General features: G+C 40.3%; 15 protein-coding genes. 8 read left to right on the forward strand and 7 right to left on the reverse strand.

Annotated features, from left to right (window positions below; genetic code table 11):
* From HMPREF1321_RS10115 to HMPREF1321_RS10130, 3 genes are all read left to right on the forward strand, one after another.
* Positions 1-635: gliding motility-associated C-terminal domain-containing protein (locus tag HMPREF1321_RS10115; protein WP_034576026.1), on the forward strand; the 635-nt coding region annotated here is incomplete at its 5' end.
* Between the two features lie 662 nt (positions 636-1297).
* Positions 1298-2215, forward strand: coding sequence for a hypothetical protein (locus HMPREF1321_RS10125; protein ID WP_009422516.1), 918 nt, complete (start codon positions 1298-1300; stop codon positions 2213-2215).
* 15 nt (positions 2216-2230) lie between these two features.
* Positions 2231-3097: a bile acid:sodium symporter family protein gene (locus HMPREF1321_RS10130; RefSeq protein WP_009422506.1), complete on the forward strand. Its 867-nt coding sequence runs from the start codon at positions 2231-2233 to the stop codon at positions 3095-3097.
* Between the two features lie 153 nt (positions 3098-3250).
* Here the strand turns inward: HMPREF1321_RS10130 and HMPREF1321_RS10135 are convergent, their stop codons facing one another.
* Entirely contained in the window at positions 3251-4174 is a 924-nt protein-coding gene (locus tag HMPREF1321_RS10135) for an aspartate carbamoyltransferase catalytic subunit (RefSeq protein ID WP_009422521.1), read from the reverse strand.
* 118 nt (positions 4175-4292) lie between these two features.
* On the reverse strand, positions 4293-8750 hold the full coding sequence (gene dnaE / locus HMPREF1321_RS10140; RefSeq protein ID WP_009422524.1) for a DNA polymerase III subunit alpha: 4458 nt from the start codon (positions 8748-8750) through the stop codon (positions 4293-4295).
* Positions 8751-9231: 481 nt separating this feature from the next.
* Between dnaE and HMPREF1321_RS10145 the strand changes: the two genes are divergently transcribed.
* Positions 9232-9600, forward strand: coding sequence for a DUF1573 domain-containing protein (locus HMPREF1321_RS10145; protein ID WP_002673576.1), 369 nt, complete (start codon positions 9232-9234; stop codon positions 9598-9600).
* A gap of 90 nt (positions 9601-9690) precedes the next feature.
* Positions 9691-10302, forward strand: coding sequence for a hypothetical protein (locus HMPREF1321_RS10150; protein WP_009422530.1), 612 nt, complete (start codon positions 9691-9693; stop codon positions 10300-10302).
* Positions 10303-10385: 83 nt separating this feature from the next.
* Here the strand turns inward: HMPREF1321_RS10150 and asnS are convergent, their stop codons facing one another.
* Entirely contained in the window at positions 10386-11816 is a 1431-nt protein-coding gene (gene asnS / locus HMPREF1321_RS10155) for an asparagine--tRNA ligase (RefSeq protein WP_009422513.1), read from the reverse strand.
* A 375-nt stretch (positions 11817-12191) separates the two neighbouring features.
* Between asnS and HMPREF1321_RS10160 the strand changes: the two genes are divergently transcribed.
* Positions 12192-12503: a hypothetical protein gene (locus HMPREF1321_RS10160; protein WP_009422501.1), complete on the forward strand. Its 312-nt coding sequence runs from the start codon at positions 12192-12194 to the stop codon at positions 12501-12503.
* Between the two features lie 42 nt (positions 12504-12545).
* Here the strand turns inward: HMPREF1321_RS10160 and HMPREF1321_RS10165 are convergent, their stop codons facing one another.
* From HMPREF1321_RS10165 to HMPREF1321_RS10180, 4 genes are all read right to left on the reverse strand, one after another.
* On the reverse strand, positions 12546-14207 hold the full coding sequence (locus HMPREF1321_RS10165) for an MBOAT family O-acyltransferase (RefSeq protein ID WP_009422518.1): 1662 nt from the start codon (positions 14205-14207) through the stop codon (positions 12546-12548).
* Between the two features lie 5 nt (positions 14208-14212).
* Positions 14213-15676: a lipase gene (locus HMPREF1321_RS10170; protein WP_009422526.1), complete on the reverse strand. Its 1464-nt coding sequence runs from the start codon at positions 15674-15676 to the stop codon at positions 14213-14215.
* 3 nt (positions 15677-15679) lie between these two features.
* Complete coding sequence (locus HMPREF1321_RS10175; RefSeq protein WP_009422525.1) at positions 15680-17572, reverse strand: ABC-F family ATP-binding cassette domain-containing protein; 1893 nt, start codon at positions 17570-17572, stop codon at positions 15680-15682.
* Between the two features lie 452 nt (positions 17573-18024).
* A complete protein-coding gene (locus HMPREF1321_RS10180; protein WP_009422514.1) occupies positions 18025-18231 on the reverse strand; it encodes a hypothetical protein in 207 nt (68 codons plus the stop codon).
* 99 nt (positions 18232-18330) lie between these two features.
* Here HMPREF1321_RS10180 and HMPREF1321_RS10185 point away from each other — a divergent pair, with 99 nt between their 5' ends.
* Positions 18331-18876, forward strand: a complete 546-nt coding sequence (locus HMPREF1321_RS10185; protein ID WP_009419216.1) for a DUF1599 domain-containing protein — start codon at positions 18331-18333, stop codon at positions 18874-18876.
* Positions 18877-18888: 12 nt separating this feature from the next.
* A complete protein-coding gene (locus HMPREF1321_RS10190) occupies positions 18889-19971 on the forward strand; it encodes a BT_3928 family protein (protein WP_009422520.1) in 1083 nt (360 codons plus the stop codon).
* Positions 19972-20036 lie beyond the last annotated feature (65 nt).

Genomic DNA, 20036 nt, shown 5'->3' on the forward strand with positions numbered 1-20036 from the left:
GGAACCCTACTAACTGTACTGGTACTCAAACCTTGGTGGTAACAGTAGTGGGAACAGCAACACCTACACCTACTCCGGTAGCGGTAGACGATAGGGTTTCTACAGCGTTGAATACTCCTGTAAATATTGCTGTGTTAGCGAACGATACCCTCAACGGAGCGACTACTCCTAATGTAGTAACTCAACCTGCAAACGGTACAGTAGTTGTAAATGCCGATAATACGGTAGAATACAGACCTCACACAGGCTTTGTAGGAACCGATACTTTTGTGTATGAAATCTGTAACTCGGCAGGCTGTAGCAGTGCTACTGTAACGGTTGATATAATAAATAAGCTCATACCTTACAACGGTATGTCAGTAAATGGCGACGGTAAAAACGACCACTTCCATATTGGTGGTATAGAAAACTATCCGAACAATGTGGTACGTATCTACAACCGTTGGGGCGTGAAAGTATTTGAGGTAAGTGGCTACGACAACGTAACCCGCGTGTTTAGAGGTATCTCTGACGGTCGTGTGACAGTAGAAGCCGCCGATAAACTCCCACAAGGTACTTACTATTATGTGATTGAATACTATGATCAGAATAATAATAAACAATCTGAAGTGGGCTGGTTATATATCAAAAAATAGTACTTTTATAATAAACTAAAAAGGGCTGTCCAGAAACTCTCTGGCAGCTCTTTTTGTTTTTAAGCCTATTTCCTCATTTTCTTTACCCCTATCTCTTCAAACTTCTAACTCTTTTCTTCCTCTGTTCGTATGGTACGCACCGTCTTACCGCCACCACAATTCCCCTTTAAAGAAAGTCCATATTCGTCATTCGTCACTGGTCATTCGTCATTTCTTCTCTTTTCCGTCATATTCCCCCCTAGTGCCTATGGCCTAAGGCCTAGTGCCTTTCCCCTTTCTTTCGCCTCGAAACCCCGTTTTTAACATTTTTAGCGTTATTATATTATATTATGAACCAACTATTTACATACCCTTTCTATACCAATCGTCCAAGATTCGTATAAGCTTCCTATAAGCTCTCTATAAGCTAACCCCACCCTTCTCATAGCCTTTTTTCATCAAATTCCCTCTCGAACCTCTTCCGTTCTTCTCCGTTTCCTTCCGATAGCTCAAATGTATCACTTTTGCGGTATACACTTTGCCAAAGTTAATCGCCCGTCGTGCTACGACTGCCTGTGCGGCTCGCACCTCATTTGCTAATTTTCTACCTCCGTGTGGCTCACACTTCTTATTGCTAATTAAAAAATGTTTCGTACCTTTGTCGCCATAAAAGTATATAACCGATGAAAAAAACATTATTATTAGCCATAGGTCTTACACTTATCTTTCTTTCTTGCAAAAAAGACAACAATGATGAAACTACCCCCGGTGGTGCTTTTCCTAAAACAATAGTAGAGGAAACTATTGGTAGTATAGGCACTGTTAAAACCACTGAAACCTATACGTTAAGTGGTAATAAAATTACTGCTTTTGAAAGAAAAGTAGTCGATAACGGTACCCCCACTACTGATGAAGTCTATACCATCACTTATAACGGCGAGTTGATAACTGCTATCAGTATTAAAAGTAATTCTCAAAGCAACAGAAACTATACCTATAACTTTACTTATAACGGAAATCACTTACAATCTATCATTCGTAGTGATAATGTTCAAAAAATTACTTATGAATATCTTAATAACAAAGTAGTGAGTAAAACAACGGTTGATGGAACTGAAACAAAAAAATATAGTTATACTTATGAAGCTAATAAAATAAAAATGATTGCCACCGATCCTACTCCTGGTTCTAACGACCGTTTCACCTATACTCTCAATCCCGATAGCACAGTAGCTTCCTTTGAGAAAATAGTTTATATAGGCAATATACCTAGAGAAGAAACCAAAGGCACTTGTACTTACCAATACGATAATAAACCGAATATCTATCAGCGAGACCTCTTTAAATATTTAGCTGAAATAGAGTTGATTAGTAATTACAACTACTATGGCGATTATTACAGAGACCCTCTTATAAGAACAGCCACTCACAATGTAATTTCTTATACTAAAAACCTCCATAATAACACCCAAGCTGACTATAAAGATTTAGAGAATGCCACTCGTACTTTTAGCTATCAATGGAATAGCAACAATACACCTAAGTCCGCTGAATATAAGAAAAACAACGCTCATAAAGCTACCTATACCTATACTTATTAGAAAAGCTAATCGCTGATGTTTATAGATTACCTTCTTTCGGCAGTGCTGATGCTTATCACCTTTGCGATAGGCAGTTCGTTGCGCTTCACCGATTTCGAAAACATATTCAAAAAATCAAAGCCCTTGTACTTAGGGCTTTTCCTGCAGATGGTCTTCTTGCCTATCTGTGCTTTTATCATTGCCGAATTTTCTAATTTACCCCCTGCCGAAAAAGTAGGGCTCATCATCGTATCAATATGTCCTGGGGGTACTACCTCCAATTTCATTAGTTATCTCATCAAAGCCGATACCGCTTTGGCAGTAGCCCTTACCGCTATCAATAGCTTGCTCATACTGTTTACCATTCCAGTGTTGTCTAATTGGGCAGTAGCTGTTTTTATGGGTGGTCATACCGAAGTGTCGCTCCCTATATTTAATATGGTCTGGGAAGTAGCCAAAATCATTATAATACCAGCTTTGTTAGGCTTATTCTTCAACCGGTTTTTTCCTAATGTATCCCTTAAAATCCGTTTTCCTTTAAAAGTAACCAATACCATATTGTTGGGAATTGTATTCTTTATCAAGTTTTTCGGTGATGAACAATCAGGAGGAAGTGGTATTTCAGTAGATGAAATATTCCGTCTCTTGCCTGCTACGCTCCTAATGCACCTCAGCGCGATGACACTTAGTTATTTTATAGCTCTGAAATCTTTTAAATTACCGGGCGTACAAGCAACGACTATCAGTATAGAAGTAGGTCTACAAAATACTGCTTTGGCGATATTGGTAGCAGGTACCCTTATGGGCAATACCGATATGACCAAACCCGCCCTTGTGTATGCCATATTCTCCTTTTTTACCACTTTTATCTTTGCCCTTATCACCATCAGAATTAGAAGATAACAACAATTAATAATTGACAATTAACAATTAAAAAAGCGCGATGTTTAAATAGTAAACATCACGCTTTTTTATCTTTTACCTTTTATTCACATACCCAGCTGTAAGCCCTCGCTGGCTTTCCCTTTTATCTTTTACCTTTTACCTTTTACCTTATTAAATCTTGCTTGCCAACAAATAAATCACTGCCATTCGTATGGCTACCCCATTTTCTACTTGTTGTAAAATAATCGATTGGGAGCTATCAGCTACTTCGCTGGTAATTTCTACCCCTCGGTTGATAGGTCCTGGGTGCATAATCACTATTTCTTTGTCGAGGCTATCCAATAGCTCTTTGGTGAGTCCGTATTGTTGTACATATTCACGGGTAGAAGGAAAATAACTGATGTCGAGTCGTTCGTTTTGTATACGCAACATATTAGCCACATCACACCAGTTCAAAGCCTTGCGCAAATTGGTTTCTACCTTCACGTCCAATTTATGAATGTATTTAGGAATAAGTGTTTGAGGCGCACATAGCATCACTTCAGCTCCTTGCTTGTGGAGTGCAAAGATGTTCGAAAGTGCCACGCGCGAGTGTAGTATATCCCCTACTATCACTACTTTTTTACCTGCTACATCTCCCAAGCGTTCGCGTATAGAATATGAGTCTAAAAGAGCTTGTGTAGGGTGTTCGTGAGCTCCATCGCCAGCGTTTACAATTGAGGCTTTCACGTGTTGTGAGAGGAAGACTCCCGCACCTGGGTTCGGGTGACGCATCACTACCATATCCACTTTCATCGAGAGAATATTGTTCACGGTATCTACTAAGGTTTCCCCTTTGGCTACCGATGATTGAGAAGCCGAAAAGTTAATCACATCGGCAGAAAGACGTTTTTCTGCCAATTCAAAGGAAAGACGAGTGCGCGTACTATTCTCGAAGAAGAGATTGGCAATAGTAATATCGCGCAACGAAGGCACTTTTTTAATAGGACGGTTAATAACCTCCTTGAAGTGGTCTGCTGTTTCAAATATCAACTGTATATCCTTTTCGGTAATATACTTAATGCCTAACAGGTGATTAACGCTCAATGCACTCATTTCTTTTTCTTTTTAAGTGGTTGTGCAAAAGTACAAAATAATTGCAAACTACGAGTTACGATTGAAGATTTTTTTAGCTGTTAGCCGTCAGCAGTCAAAATAGAAATTAACTAATTGCCTACTCCGATAATCCCAAATCCTCCATTGCCATTTCCTCGTCGTCGTGAGTATCTTCTGTCTTTTTAGCAACTATTTTCTCCATTCTGCGGTCATTGAGATGATATTTTGCAAATAGGGCGTCTAAATCATCTAAAAAAGATTTAGTAATCGCCACCTTTAGATTACCATTTTCCATATTTAGGTGAATATTTTCATTGTGATGGTGCACAACAAAGTAAATAGACTGTTTTCCTTTGTGCTTTTGTAGTAAATCTTTGTATTTTGCAATCAAATCTTGGTTAATCTCCTCTATATTCACGTGCAAAGTAAGTTTTTTAGAGAGGTTTTCCATCACATCTTGCAACTGCATCATCTGTAGAAACTGTATCCGAGGTTCGCCTCTTTGGTTGGTTTCTCTATTGAGAAATCCTTCCACTACCTTAAATTTGATATACAAAAACGCCCCTGGTACCATATATTTCTGATAGTTCAAATAATCATCTCCAAAGAGTTTAAACTCGTAGGAGCCGTCGTAATCCTCAAGAGTAAAAAAGCCGTAACCTTTTCCGTTCTTAGCCGTACGATGTTGCAGGTCAGCTACCATACCCGCTACAGTGAGTTCACGGTTAATAAAAGGTTGTAAGTCTTGCAATTCCGATAGACTGATATTGCAAAAGTTCTGTAACTCGTGCTTAAAATCGTCGAGCGGGTGCCCTGAGATATAGATACCTACCACCTCCTTCTCACGGCGCAACTGCTCGAGGTTACCCCACGTTTCACATTTAGGCACAGCAGGTTCAGGGATATCTACTTCACTCTCACCACCAAACAGACTCATTTGGGCGGAGTTCTTACTCTCTTGGTATTTAGTACCAAAGCGAATGGCTTTTTCGAGAAAGGGAACGCCGTCAGCTTCAGCGTGGAAGTACTGAGCACGGTGTACATTGGTGAACGAGTCAAAACCTCCTGCCAAAGCTATACTTTCAAAGGCTTTTTTGTTGATACTCTTATAATCTACGCGTTTTGCCAAATCGAAAATAGAAGTATAAGGACGCTCTTGGCGTTGTTCTACAATCGTATCGACAGCAGCTTTTCCTACCCCTTTCACAGCCCCCATACCGAAGCGTATATCACCATTTTTATTTACGGTAAATTTGTACAACGATTCATTTACATCAGGAGGTAACACCTTGATACCCATTCGGTGACACTCTTCTAGGAAGAAGGTAATCGTTTTGATGTCGTTCATATTGTTAGAGAGTACTGCTGCCATATACTCGGCAGGATAATTGGCTTTGAGGTAGGCAGTTTGGTAACCCACCCACGCATAACAGGTGGAGTGCGATTTATTGAACGCATAAGCGGCAAACTTTTCCCAATCTGTCCATATCTTTTCGAGCTTTTGGGTATCGTGCCCGCGTTCACTTGCCTGACTAATAAACTTAGGCTTCATCTTCGCTAGCACAGCTATCTGTTTCTTACCCATCGCTTTACGCAACACGTCGGCTTCACCTTTGGTAAAGCCTGCCAACTTCTGCGATAGCAACATTACCTGTTCTTGATATACAGTAATTCCATACGTTTCTTTGAGGTATTCCTCCATATCGGGGAGGTCGTACTCAATAGGCTCAATACCGTGTTTTCGCTTGATAAAACTAGGAATATACTCCAATGGACCTGGGCGGTAGAGGGCATTCATCGCTATCAGGTCGGCAAAGACGGTAGGTTTCAGCTCTCGCATATACTTTTGCATACCGGTGGACTCGTATTGGAAAATTCCGACCGTCTCACCGCGTTGGAAGAGTTCGTAAGTCTTTTTATCGTCAAGCGGGAAAGCCTCTGCATCCAGCTCTATATTATGAGTTTGTTTGATATTTTCAATAGTATCTTTGATAAGTGTGAGGGTACTGAGCCCCAAGAAGTCCATTTTCAGCAACCCTGCGCTCTCTACTACCGAGTTATCGAACTGAGTCACAAACAAGTCTGAATCTTTGGCTAAAGCTACCGGCACAAAGTTGGTGATATCATCGGGGGTGATAATTACCCCACAAGCGTGGATACCAGTGTTTCGTACTGAACCTTCAATAATATTTGCCTGCTGAATGGTTTGGGTACTGTCCTCCTCCCCTTCTCCTGCCAAAAGGCGTTTCAGCTCGTCTACTTTTGGTAATTCTTCACTGCGCACTTTTTCTTTGAGGGTTTTATCGTCCCAACCAAACATCTTGCCTAAAGACGACACCCCATTAGGTACCAAGCTCGCTAATCTATTCGACTCTTGTAAAGGCACATCTAATACACGAGCCGTATCTTTGATTGCCGATTTGGCAGCCATTTTACCATAAGTGATAATCCTCGCTACCTGACTCTCGCCATATTTATCAATCACATAATTGATTACATCTTGGCGACCCGAGTCCTCGAAGTCGATATCAATATCGGGCATTGACACACGGTCGGGGTTGAGAAAACGCTCAAAGAGGAGGTCGTACTTAATTGGATCCATATTGGTTATATCTAAACAAAACGCCACTGCCGAACCCGCTGCCGACCCACGTCCAGGTCCTACTGATACGTTCATACGTCGCGCTGCTGCGATAAAGTCTTGCACAATAAGGAAGTACCCTGGGTAACCTGTTTTTTCAATAATAGAAAGCTCAAAATCCAAACGCTCACGCACCTCATCGGTAATTTCGGGGTATTTGCGTTTAGCCCCTTCATAAGTGAGATGACGCAAATAGTTGTTTTCTCCTTTTTTGCCTGTAGGGTCGTCTTCTACCTGAAATTCTTCGGGGATATCAAACTTAGGCAAGAGGATATCACGTGCCAATCCGTAAGGTTCTACCTTGTCGATAATTTCTTGAATATTGAGAATTGCTTCAGGAATATCCTTGAAGAGCGCCTTCATTTCGGCTGAGGTTTTGAAATAATACTCGTTGTTAGGCATCCCGAAACGATAACCACGACCGCGCCCAATAGGTGTTTTCTGCTTTTCGCCATCTTTCACACACAACAAAATATCGTGCGCATTGGCATCTTTTTTATGGAGATAAAAGGTATTGTTGGTAGCAATGAGTTTCACCCCGTATTTTTTGGAAAACTCTACAAGGGTTTCGTTTACGCGGTTTTCATCTTCTTGGTTGTGGCGCATCACCTCCAGATAGAAGTCATCGCCAAACTGCTCTTTCCACCACAAGAGTGCCTCTTCAGCTTGCTTGCTACCGATATTCAGTATTTTTGAAGGCACTTCACCATTCATCCCCCCTGAGAGTACCATTAAGTCACTTTTGTACTGCTCTACAATGGCTTTGTCTATACGGGGTACATAGTAAAACCCTTTGGTAGAAGCAATAGAAGCCATTTTGGTAAGATTGTGATAGCCTTGTTTGTTTTTAGCCAAAATCACCACTTGGTAGCCGTTGTCTTGTCGGCTTTTATCTAAGTGATTTTCACAGATATTGAACTCACAACCTATAATAGGCTTGATAAGTATTTCGGTAGGTGTTTCACCCTTTTCTTCTGCCTCCTTGTTTTTAGCTTCTGCCTCTTTGTTATGAGCTTGTACAGCTTGTACAAAGTGGAAGGCAGCCATCATATTGCCACTATCGGTAAATGCCACGGCAGGCATCTTCTCTTTGGCAGTGATTTTTATAAGTTCTTTAATAGATGTAGTAGATTGCAGTATAGAGTGTTGTGTGTGATTGTGCAGGTGGGCAAACACCGCCTCTTCTAATAGTGATGCATCGGCGTGAGATTCGGTAGTTTGTGCACTGCTACTGCTTTTTCTCAAGGCATCGGACGCCTCTTTAAGATTCACGTGTTTAAGTCCGATAAGAGCAATAGGCGAGGTGTGATGTCCTTGAAATTCTTTGATATAGTCGCTACTGAAAGTACCTTCTTGAAAACCTTCACCGCGCCGTATGAGTTCAAAGAAACAACGAGTAGTTGCCTCCACATCGGCAGTGGCGTTGTGCGCCTCGGCAAAGGGAACACCAAAGAGGAAAGAGTGTAACTCGGTGAGGGTAGGCAATTTATAACGACCACCTTTTCCGCCAGCTATCTGGCAGAGGTTAGCAGTTGCTTCGGTACAAGTATCGATTACAGGCATCTCCGTAAGTGGACTCTCGACTCCATAACGGTAAAACTCAGCCCCCATAATATTGATATCAAAGCCGATGTTTTGTCCCACCACGTATTGCGCTTTGCTGAGTGCCTCGTTGAACGCTTTGAACACCTCAGCGATAGGCACTCCTTGTGCTTCTGCTAATTGGGTAGAAATACCGTGTACTTTTTCGGCATCATAAGGCACATCGAAACCATCGGGCTTTATCAAAAAGTCCTGATGCTCAATGAGCTCGCCCCACTCATCGTGCAATTGCCAAGCAATCTGCACGGCGCGAGGCCAGTTGTCACTATCGGTAAGGGGGGCATCCCAACGGCGGGGTAACCCCGTAGTTTCAGTATCAAATATTAAGTACATTTTTTTAAGTAAAGCCAGCGTTAGCTGGATATGTATGTAAGAGTTTTTTTGAGATTTAAAGTGAAAGGGCAAAGATACAAAACAATTCACAATTAGCAATTAACCATTGATAATTTTAACACGACGCCATTTCCAACATCAAGTGCAATTTTTTAAGTTACCTTTTGGTAGAATAAGTCTTTAGTTTTTTTTTTTTAAAAATCTAATACTTTTCTTGGACTTAGATTTACCTTAGCTTCACTCCTCTATAGCTCATTGCCCGTTATATCGTATAAGACTTGTATTAAGCTAACCGTAATATCCAAATCCACCAATCTACTAATAATTTATCTGTGTGACTTACAATGTTTTCTCTTCGCTCAAACCCTTTTTTACTCTACACTATTAAATCTTAATTTTTACTTTAAAAAATACTCTTTGGCACGGTTGTTGTACTATTTACAACCGTAAAAACAAACTTATATTTTTAATTTTTTATACTATGAAAAAGTTTTTAACATTTGTATTTTTAGCATTTTTTGGTGTAATGGCTTATGCCCAAGACGCTGAGATTTCTTTTAAATCTGAAGAAATTGATTACGGTAACATCAAACAAGGTGCAGACGGTGTGCGTGTGTTCGAGTTTACTAACACTGGTAAAGCACCCCTTGTAATTACTAACGTAGCTTCTTCTTGCGGTTGTACCGTTCCTTCTTGGACAAACCAACCCGTAGCACCAGGAGCTAAAGGAAAAATTGAAGTAAAATACGATACTAATCGTGTTGGACCTATCAGCAAAACTATTACTGTTACCTCCAATGCCAAATCAAGCCCTGTAAAAGGCTTACGTATCAGAGGAAATGTTCAATAATCCATAACTATTTATATTTTAATTTACTCCTTAGTCGCCTGCGATTCTTTCCTTTGCAGGCGACTTTTTTGGTGTTAAACTTTTGTAAAAATGCAAATAGTAAGCATATTTTTCTTACCTTTGCACCCTATAAGAAAACTAAATAATTTAACAGATATGAAATTACACACACTCACTTTGTTCGCTGGGCTATTTGTAGCTCAAGTGTCATTCGCTCAAGTAGACGAAATGGGAACTATGACCGATACCACTACTCCGGTAGTTGCTCCCGCTCCTGTTGAAGCTACTCAAGCTCAGTCTCAAGCAGAACTTAAAGCTCAAAAAGAGCAGTTAAAGGCTCAACAAAAATTACAAAAAGAGCAGGAAAAGGCTGTGAAAGCTGAACAAAAAGCTGCTAAGGAGCAAGAAAAAGCCGCTAAAGAACAACAAAAAGCTGCTGCTCGTGCTAAAAAGAACCAAGAGCGCTTGTCCAAAGCTAACTCTGAGGTTTCTAAAATAGAGGCTAAAATTACCAAAGCTAAAACTGATTTAGCTAAGGAACAAAACAAGTATAATTTAAAGAAAGCCAAAGGAGCTCTGTCTCCTCAAGACGATGCTAAGTTCAAAGGAAGAATCCTCAACAAAGAGCAAAAGATTAACAGCTTGAATCTAGATCTTATCAAGGCTAAAGAAAAAGTAAACAAATACCAAATGGCAACTTAGTCATTGTTTTATTTTTTAAATTTACACAAGAAAACCGAGTTACTTTCGTAACTCGGTTTTTATATTTCCTGATGTAACTTACATTAAAACTCTGCGCTCTGTGGCGTGCGTGGGTAAGGTATCACATCACGGATATTAGCCATTCCAGTAGCAAAGAGTACCAAGCGCTCAAAACCTAAACCAAAGCCACTGTGTACTGCTGTACCGAACTTACGGAGGTCTAAGTACCACCAAAGAGTTGCCTCGTCCATATGAAGGTCGGCTATTTTTTGTTTGAGCACATCGTAACGTTCTTCACGTTGCGAGCCTCCTACAATTTCACCTATTCCTGGGAAGAGAATATCCATTGCGCGCACCGTTTTACCGTCTTCATTTAAGCGCATATAGAACGCTTTGATATTTGCTGGATAGTCGTATAGAATTACAGGGCACTCAAAGTGTTTTTCCACCAAATAGCGCTCGTGTTCGCTTTGTAAATCTACACCCCATTCGTTTACGGGGTATTGAAATTTCTTCTTTTTATTGTGATTGCTATTCTTTAAAATATCTATTGCCTCGGTGTAACTCACCCTCTTAAACTGATTGTGAATTACAAATTCAAGTTTTTCGATGAGTGACATTGTGCTACGCTCGTTCTGTGGTTTAGTCTTCTCTTCTTCTAAAAATCTTTTGTTCAAGAACTCAAGGTCGTCACGACGTACTTCCAAGGTGTATTGCAATACGTATTTAATAAAATCTTCCGCCAAATTCATATTGTCGATAAGGTCATAGAACGCCATTTCGGGCTCTATCATCCAGAACTCAGCTAAGTGGCGTGAGGTATTGGAGTTTTCAGCACGGAAGGTAGGTCCAAAGGTGTAAATCTTACCAAGCGCCATCGCAAAAGTCTCACCTTCTAACTGACCTGATACGGTAAGGTTTGTCTCCCTGCCGAAGAAGTCTTTCTTGTAGTCTACTTCGCCGTTTTCATTAAGCGGTGGATTTTTGACATCTAAGGTTGTTACACGAAACATCTCTCCAGCCCCTTCGGCATCACTACCCGTGATAATAGGCGTATTCACGTAGAAAAAGCCATTGTCTTGAAAGTATTTGTGAATAGCAAAAGCTAAAGTAGAACGCACGCGCATCACCGCACTAAAAGTACTAGAGCGCACGCGTAAGTGAGCGTTTTCTCTCAAGAATTCAAGTGAGTGTTTTTTAGGTTGGATAGGGTATTCTTCAGGGTTGCTATCACCTAATATACTGATGTTACTTGCTTGTAACTCTACGTTTTGCCCTTTACCTTGACTCTCCACAAGTCGTCCTTTTACTTCAATAGCTGCTCCCGTGGTAATGCGTTTAAGCAATTCAGGGTCGGTATTTTCAAAATCTACTACTACTTGTAAATTGTCGATTGTAGAACCATCGTTCAGGGCAATAAAGCGGTTGCTGCGGAAGGTGCGCACCCAACCTTTAAGGGTGATTTCTCCTTGTATGTTTTTTCCGTCTTGTAATAATTGTTTGATAGAATACATAACGCTTCTTATTTCTTATCTAATTCTGACGGCAAAAGTAATAACTTTTCAATAAATAACAAAGGAGTTTGGCTAAATCTCTAATTGTTTTTCACTTCTTACACTGTTCTGTTATAAACTTTTCATAGGTTTCCATCGTCTTACTTTCGCCTTAGTTTCGCTCTTCTTTCAAACAGCTCTTAATTATTAAACTCTTCTATTTCCTATAAAAACTTTTCAAGATTCACTTCTCATTTGCTAATTCTCAAATCTGCTAATTACATCTACTCGCGTGGCTTGTGTCTTTTACCTATAAAAAAGTTTTTTTAACTTGCAGTATAAATTCTTTATTGTATATTTGTGGCATTAAAATTGAGTATTTATTGTTTAATAAAGATGGAAGAATTCAAGCAAAATACCCCAAACGACTGGTCGTTTATTCACAATAGGCAATATAACGATAACAACCTAAATAACAATCCCATAGGTCTGGTGGGGTTCATAACGTCTGTAGTGGCAATATTCCTCGTATTGCTCCCTATTGTGAACATTATCATATGGCTCACCGGATTGATATTATCTATTATCGGAATGAGCAAGAAGCCTAAAACATTAGCCGTCGCAGGGCTTATTATTTCAGTAGTAACTTCATTGGTGCTCATAGTCATTATTGCTTGTATCGTGTTCATAGCCACTAATTCCCAATAGGGTTTCTCCCCCTTTTATCTTTTACCCCTACCTTTTACCTAACTAAAATTGGAAGTAAATAAACGGCTGAATATCGGTAGAATAAGCCTGATAGCAAATGAGCACTACTACTAAGGCTATCGCTATTTTCACAGCGTAATGGCTCTCGGCAAACACGTGTTCCACATAGTCTTTCCAATGCTGTGGTAGCCAATGGGTAATATAACCAATCAAGATAACGCCTAATGGAATATTGTTATGCCTAATCACTTCTGTAGCAGTATCCCAACTCATATTGTTCGCCACTTGTGCGAACCATAAGTTTATGCTCTCCATATCATTACCTCGGAAGAATATGCGTGTAAAAGTAATAAAAGCAAAGGTAAAGGCTATTTTCCAAGCGCGAGTAATCCACAGCTTACTTTGCTCGTACGGACTCACCTTGCGCCAATACTTATAAGCTACTACACCCAAACCGTTCAATCCACCCCATATAACAAACTTCCACGAAGCTCCGTGCCACAATCCTCCAATAAGCATCGTGAGCATAATGTTGATATTGGTAGTCAAATAACGCTCAAAAGGTTTGTAATAAAAAGCTACTACCGCACCTGTTATCATCAATCCCCCTGTGATAAAAGTAAAGGCGAGATTGTCAATCGCTACTACCAATATCACTACAAAAAGCAAGGAAAACACAAAAGTTCCTAAGGTGCTATTGCGGTTACCTCCTAACGGAATGTACAAATAGTCCTTCAACCAAGTAGAAAGCGAGATGTGCCAGCGTTTCCAAAAGTCCCCACAGTTCAGAGCCTTATAAGGTGAATTGAAGTTTACAGGCAAATGGAAGCCCATTAATAGCGCTACCCCTATGGCTATATCGGTATAGCCAGAAAAATCACCGTATATTTGGAGCGAGTAACCTATCAGAGCTAATAAGTTAGAAAAGCCCGAGTGCATTTCAGGAGCATCAAATACCTTATCCAAAAAGTGCAACGCAATAAAATCAGCAAATATCATCTTCTTGATAAGTCCTTTAAGAATAAGGAATATCGCCTTATTAAACTCTTCTTTGCTAATCTCTGTTTTTTTGAGAATTTGAGGTACAAACTCTTCTGCACGTACAATAGGACCTGCTACTAACTGAGGGAAGAAACTCACATAAAAACCAAAGTCTAATATCGATTCCAGTGGTGCAACCTTTCTGCGGTAAATATCCACTGTATAGCTAATGGTCTGAAAAGTGTAGAAAGAAATACCTACGGGCAATATAATTTTATCAACTGAAAAGTATCCGTTATAGTCAAACCCATTTGCCCAATAGGCTAAATAGTTAAAGGTTTGGTGATGAGTGTGAAACAGCGCATTGTAAGTATCAGTAAAGAAATAAGCATACTTAAAATAACTAAGTACCAATAAGTTCACACAAACGCTAATAGTAACCCCTATTTTGCGTCTTCGCTCTTCTTGTTGATTATAGATATAATGCCCCAAATAAAAGTCAGTAACAGTACTGAATATCAATAACAATACAAAAAGCCCACTTGCCTTGTAATAGAAGTAAAAGCTGGCAAGCAACAAAAACAAGTTGCGCACGTGCTTACGCTTATAGATGAGCACAAACACCGCATATACTAAAGCAAAGAATATCCAAAAGTCTATCCGTACAAAAGTAAGTGGGTGAGCCGACTCAAAGGTAAAGAAGTTTTTAAAGAAATCTATCATAGCTATTATTGCACTGTGGCAAGGTCGTTAAGTAGGCATTGGTAAAACACTTCCGAAATTAGTTTAGTCCCTTGTGGCGTAAAGTGTACGTAATCCGAAACAGCCATTCCTTTTTTTACCCACGCTGTCATCGAGTTTTCTCCTCCCATTGCTTCAAAGATACTAAAATAAGCAATCCCATTCTTCAAAGCTTCTTCCTTCATCAGTTTGTTCATCTTTGGCACAAAAGGATAGGTGATGAGTTGTCCATTACGCGAAGTTGTCATATCTCCAGGACCTAAAAGCATAAACATTGCATTGGGGTTGGCTCGTTTTACCCATTTGATATTAAATATCAACGCGTTTACATACTCCTGAAGCTGTTGGTCTGTTTTCATATAGGGGATTGTATTTCCTCCGTACTGAAAGATAAATATATCGGGTTTACGGTCAGCACTCATCTGTCTGAAATGCTCGTAATTCATACGTGTAAATATACGTCCTGCTTCCCCTCGCATCGCTACATTATCCATTCGTACCCCTGACGACGCATCAAGAGTAATCCCATAAAAATCGGGGCTTATCTTGCCTTCCAATTCCACTTTTAGCTCCTTAGGAGTAGATGCGAAATTGAGCTTATAATTATGGTATTTACCATCTGAGATAAGAGTATCTATTCTTAAAATATTCCCGTCCTGATATACACGTATCTTCACTTTTGCCATCGCATTGCCATAATGCAACCCAAAGCGCGTGTAGTTTCTTAAACGTGCATACGATTTATCCGAAGGCTTAATCGTAAAGCTGGCTTTTGCTACGGGTAAGGCAGTGGTATCAGCAGTATTGCTCACATAATTAGTAAAACGTGAGAAGGTAGAGAACAAACCATACTTATCGTGCGCTACCGTTTTGCGCTGTTTGCGGTCGAAGAAAGCGTAGCGCGTCCAGTTAGGCGAAGCAATAATATCCACACTGTTCTGGCTGTACACTACTTTTATAGGGATAAAACCCGGTCCTCCGCCAGTATATGCCAATTGCAATCGGTTGCGCACATAGCCGGTAATGCGGTCTCCTTCTATTTGTGAATCACCATAATGCACTATTTGGCAGGTAGGCTGACACAGTTTCTCTTTAAGTCTTCTGATATAATCCGTATGATTCCCCGGGTAATATATTTTTCCTTCTATATTGGTTTCCGAAGTTTGTACCGTGTCCTTAACAATAGTATCCTTTTTTGCTAAATTTTCGGTTTTTTCGTCTACAATGGTTTTAGTATCTTTAATAAGTTCGTCTACTTTATTATTTTCCTCTTCCCCTTTAAAGAGCATTCCCAATATATCAGGGGTCGGATAGCGCAACATCGCGTCACCAAACACTATACCCTCCCGCACCATTCCTTTGGCGGTGGTGTGATAACTGCTGAAAAGGGTCATTGTAAAGAGGGCTACCAGCACCCCCACAATAAAGAGTAAGATTTTTTTAGGTTGCATAACTTAACTCATTAATAATTCCCACTCGGTCATTAAATCCTCCAACTGCTGTTTTTTCTGTTCGTATTCCTTGTAAAAAGCATCGTTCTGTACGCCTTGTCCCATCTGCTCATTCATCGCTTTAAGCGCTTCTTCAAGAGCGGTAATGTTCTTCTCTATCTTGTTGAGCTTATTCTGAATGGCTTTCTGCTGTTTCTGTTCCTCAAACGAGAGTTTTTCTTCTTTCTGCGGTTCTTTTTCTACCTGCACAGGAGTGCTTTTGCTCTGCTGTTCTATCTCTCTAAAATTAACGGCAGCACGTTGTTCGAGGAAGAAATCGATGTCCCCAAGATATTCTTTCAGATGTTTGTTCTTAAACTCGTATACCTTATCGGTAAGCCCTTGCAAGAAATCGCGGTCGTGCGACACAATAATGAGCGTCCCTTCAAATTGCTGTAAGGCTTGTTTGAGTACATTCTTCGATTTAATATCCAAGTGGTTCGTAGGCTCGTCCATCACCATTACGTTAAAGTCCGAAAGGAGCATCTTTGCCAATGCCAAACGGTTGCGCTCCCCTCCCGAAAGCACTTTCACTTTCTTGTCTACCTCATCGCCACGGAAGAGAAAAGCCCCAAGTATGTCGCGTATTTTAGTGCGATTGCTGTCGTTAGCTGCATTAAACATCGTATCAAGCACGGTGAGTTCTCCATCTAAGTAATCGGCTTGGTTCTGAGCAAAATAAGCCAACTGTACATTGTGCCCCAACCTAATAGTTCCTTCATAGGGTATTTCGCCCACTATCATCTTGGCGAGGGTCGTTTTCCCCTGTCCGTTTTGTCCCACAAAAGCTACTTTGCTGCCTCGTTCTATAAGCAAACTCACGTGGCTGAGCACCTCTTTTTCACCATAACTTTTCGATACATCGTCTATTTCCAGCACCACCTTCCCTGGCGTTACCGATACAGGGAAACGCACGTTCATCACCGCATTGTCTTCCTCGTCTACCTCTATGCGCTCTATTTTGTCCAACTTCTTGATAAGCGACTGTGCCATTGAGGCTTTGGTAGCTTTGGCGCGGAATTTTTCGATGAGTTTTTCAGTGTGTTGTATCTTCTTTTCTTGGTTCTTTTGTGAGGCGAGTTGCAGTTCGCGCATCTCTTTTCTCAGTTCCAAAAACTGAGTGTAAGGCTTCGGGTAATCGTATATTTTGCCTACCGAAATCTCAATCGTCCGATTGGTCACATTGTCTAAAAACATTCTGTCGTGCGACACAATTACCACCGCCCCGCTATAAGTAGAGAGGAACTGTTCTAGCCAAATAATCGACTCTATATCCAAGTGGTTCGTAGGCTCGTCCAATAGCAATATATCGTTGTTCTGCAACAGCAGTTTTGCCAATTCTATACGCATACGCCACCCGCCCGAAAAACTATCGGTGAGCTTGTCGAAATCACTCCGCTGAAAGCCCAACCCCAATAGCACTTTCTCGGTTTCACCTTGGTATTGGTATCCCCCTATAAGGTCGAAACGATGCGTATAGTCGCTGAGTTTATCAAGCAAATCGTGGTACGCCTCGCTCTCGTAATCAGTGCGGGTTTCTATCTGGTGATGAATATCGTCCAACTGACGTTCCAAAGCCTTAATCTCAGTAAATGCCTGATAGGCTTCTTCCAAAATGGTACGTCCTTTCACAAAATCAATATCCTGTTTCAGAAATCCGATGCGTACATCTTTATCGGTAGCAATGCCTCCAGTATCGGGTTTAAGTTCGCGTGAAAGCAATTTAAGCATCGTCGATTTCCCCGCTCCGTTCTTGCCAATAAGCCCCACACGGTCGCCCGCATTGAGCATAAAAGCAACGTCCTCAAAGAGGTACTCGCCCTGAAAAGAAACAGATAGGTTGTGAACGTTCAGCATATGATATTCGTTATTTCGGGCGCAAAAGTACAAAACTATAAGTAATTAGCAATAAATAATGCCTAATTATTAGGTAAAATCAGTACAACCCTTCGCAAAAAATCCCCAATCACTAAAATCAAATCTCAAAATTCACAGCATTTTTCACTGCCTTACCTTCACCCATCGCTCATTATCTCTTCATTCATCACTCTGTCTTTCTTCACCTTTCCGTCACCACATTCCCTCTTTCCCCTCGCTACACTTCCCCTTTTCCGTCACCACATTCTCCCTCTCCTTGGGAGAGGGACGGGGTGAGGATTCCCTTTCTTTCGCCTCGAAACCCCGTTTTTAACATTTTTAGCCTTGTTGTATTATACTATGAATCAACTTTTTACATACCCTTTCTATACCAATCGTCCAAGATTCGTATAAGCTTCCTATAAGCTCTCTATAAGCTACCCCCACCCTCCTCATAGCATTTTTTCATCAAAATTCCTCTCAGCTCTCTTCCGAATTCCTCCGTTTCCTTCCGATAGCTCAGAAGTGTTCCTTTTAGAGGTACACACTTTGCCAAAGTTTTTGCCTGTGCGGCTCGCTCCTTTGGCAAAGTTGAATAAACTGACAATCTTTTCGCTGTCATTCCTTGTAGCCTCCATCTCATTTCCTAATTCTCTCATTTGCTAATTTTCTCATTTTCTCATTTCCAAATTTCCAAATTTGTCCATTTGCTAATTACTTCGTACCTTTGCACTTTCATTACCTGTCACCTAATTAAAATGAACACTCTTAAACAATATAACACCGTTATTGAACAATGCCGTACGCTCTTTATCAACAAGATGAAAGACTATGGCTGTGCCTGGCGTATCTTGCGCCTCCCTTCTCTTACTGACCAGATTCTCATCAAAGCACAACGCATTCGAGGGCTACAAGAGAATACCGAGCACAAAATCGATGAAGACGAGACAGCCGAGTTTATAGGCATCATCAACTATGCCCTAATGGCTCTTATTCAAATAGATAAAGGAGTAGCTACCCAGCCCGACCTTAGTCTCGAAGAGGCAACGGCACTATACGACGCCAAAGTTGCCGAAGCACGCTCCCTTATGGAAGCTAAAAACCACGATTATGGAGAGGTGTGGCGCGAAATGCGGGTGAGCTCTCTTACCGACCTTATCCTGCAAAAGCTCTTGCGTGTAAAACAAATTGAAGATAATAAAGGAAAAACATTAGTTAGTGAAGGCATTGATGCTAATTATCAAGATATGATAAACTATGCAGTGTTTGCTCTCATACATTTAAACAATCAACATAACAACTAAATAACAACTTATATGAAATATCTTATCCAGCTTTGTCGCATATTATTAGGCGTTACTTTTATCATCAGTGGAATGATAAAACTCAATGACCCTATGGGCTTTTCATTTAAATTGGAGGACTATTTTGCTCCCGATGTGCTCAATATGCCTTTTTTTGTACCATACACTTTAACTTTTGCCATTTTGGTATGTATTTTCGAAGTAGTTTTGGGGGTAACCTTATTGGTAGGCTATAAAAAGAAGCTTACTTTGTGGCTTTTGCTGGCTATGTTAGTATTCTTCGGCTTCCTTACCTTCTATTCGGCTTATTTTCACAAAGTAACTGATTGTGGTTGTTTTGGTGATGCTATCAAATTTACACCTTGGCAATCGTTTACCAAAGATATGGTACTATTAGTTTTAGCTCTCATCGTCTTTTGGGGGCAAAAATATGTACAACCCATTACCAAAGGCAATTTACCTTTATTAATTACAGTACTCTCTGTGCTTTTCTGCATAAGCTTTGTATATTACGTGTACAATCACTTACCCATAAAAGATTTTCGCCCATATAAGATAGGAACAAATATCCCCAAAGGTATGGAATTACCGCCCAATGCCGTTACTTATTATTGGACTTTCAAAGTAAACGGCAAAGAAAAAGTGATTGTAACTAAAGATGCAAGTTTCCCAAAAGTAGATGGTGAATATGTAAGCTCTACCTCTACTACCGAATTGCCTCCTATACACGATTTCTATATTCAAGATAAAGATAGAGAAACAGACTATTTGCCACAATTTATGGCAGAAGAAAAGCTCTTGATGGTAGTTTCTTATCGCCTCGACCTTGCTAACCAAGAGGCTTTTAAGGCAATCAAAACAGTAACCGATAAAGCTCTTAAAAACGGATATACCGTGATAGGTCTTACCTCGCAAATGGAGAAAGCTCCTTATATTGTAAAGAAATACGAGCTCAATTTCAACTTTTATTATAACGATGCTACTACCCTCAAAACAATGATACGTTCTAATCCTGGACTTATAGTGCTTTCCAAGGGTACTATCATCGATAAAAAGCATTATAACGACAGCGAAAAATTATCAATTGATAAATAACACACCTTTTACTCACATTTCCAGCTATCGCTGGTTTTACCTTTTATCTCTTATCTTTTACCTAA

Origin of the sequence: Capnocytophaga sp. oral taxon 412 str. F0487 (genome assembly GCF_000271925.1) — a bacterium.
Classification (GTDB): Bacteria; Bacteroidota; Bacteroidia; order Flavobacteriales; family Flavobacteriaceae; genus Capnocytophaga; species Capnocytophaga ochracea.

Coding starts and splice junctions, on each gene's coding strand:
- HMPREF1321_RS10145 (WP_002673576.1), top strand. CDS start 9,232: ATGAAAAAGTTTTTAACATTTGTATTTTTAGCATTTTTTGGTGTAATG.
- HMPREF1321_RS10135 (WP_009422521.1), bottom strand. CDS start 4,174: ATGAGTGCATTGAGCGTTAATCACCTGTTAGGCATTAAGTATATTACC.
- asnS (WP_009422513.1), bottom strand. CDS start 11,816: ATGTATTCTATCAAACAATTATTACAAGACGGAAAAAACATACAAGGA.
- HMPREF1321_RS10130 (WP_009422506.1), top strand. CDS start 2,231: ATGTTTATAGATTACCTTCTTTCGGCAGTGCTGATGCTTATCACCTTT.
- HMPREF1321_RS10150 (WP_009422530.1), top strand. CDS start 9,691: ATGCAAATAGTAAGCATATTTTTCTTACCTTTGCACCCTATAAGAAAA.
- HMPREF1321_RS10125 (WP_009422516.1), top strand. CDS start 1,298: ATGAAAAAAACATTATTATTAGCCATAGGTCTTACACTTATCTTTCTT.
- HMPREF1321_RS10175 (WP_009422525.1), bottom strand. CDS start 17,572: ATGCTGAACGTTCACAACCTATCTGTTTCTTTTCAGGGCGAGTACCTC.
- HMPREF1321_RS10180 (WP_009422514.1), bottom strand. CDS start 18,231: ATGAGAGAATTAGGAAATGAGATGGAGGCTACAAGGAATGACAGCGAA.
- dnaE (WP_009422524.1), bottom strand. CDS start 8,750: ATGTACTTAATATTTGATACTGAAACTACGGGGTTACCCCGCCGTTGG.
- HMPREF1321_RS10190 (WP_009422520.1), top strand. CDS start 18,889: ATGAAATATCTTATCCAGCTTTGTCGCATATTATTAGGCGTTACTTTT.
- HMPREF1321_RS10170 (WP_009422526.1), bottom strand. CDS start 15,676: ATGCAACCTAAAAAAATCTTACTCTTTATTGTGGGGGTGCTGGTAGCC.
- HMPREF1321_RS10160 (WP_009422501.1), top strand. CDS start 12,192: ATGGAAGAATTCAAGCAAAATACCCCAAACGACTGGTCGTTTATTCAC.
- HMPREF1321_RS10185 (WP_009419216.1), top strand. CDS start 18,331: ATGAACACTCTTAAACAATATAACACCGTTATTGAACAATGCCGTACG.
- HMPREF1321_RS10165 (WP_009422518.1), bottom strand. CDS start 14,207: ATGATAGATTTCTTTAAAAACTTCTTTACCTTTGAGTCGGCTCACCCA.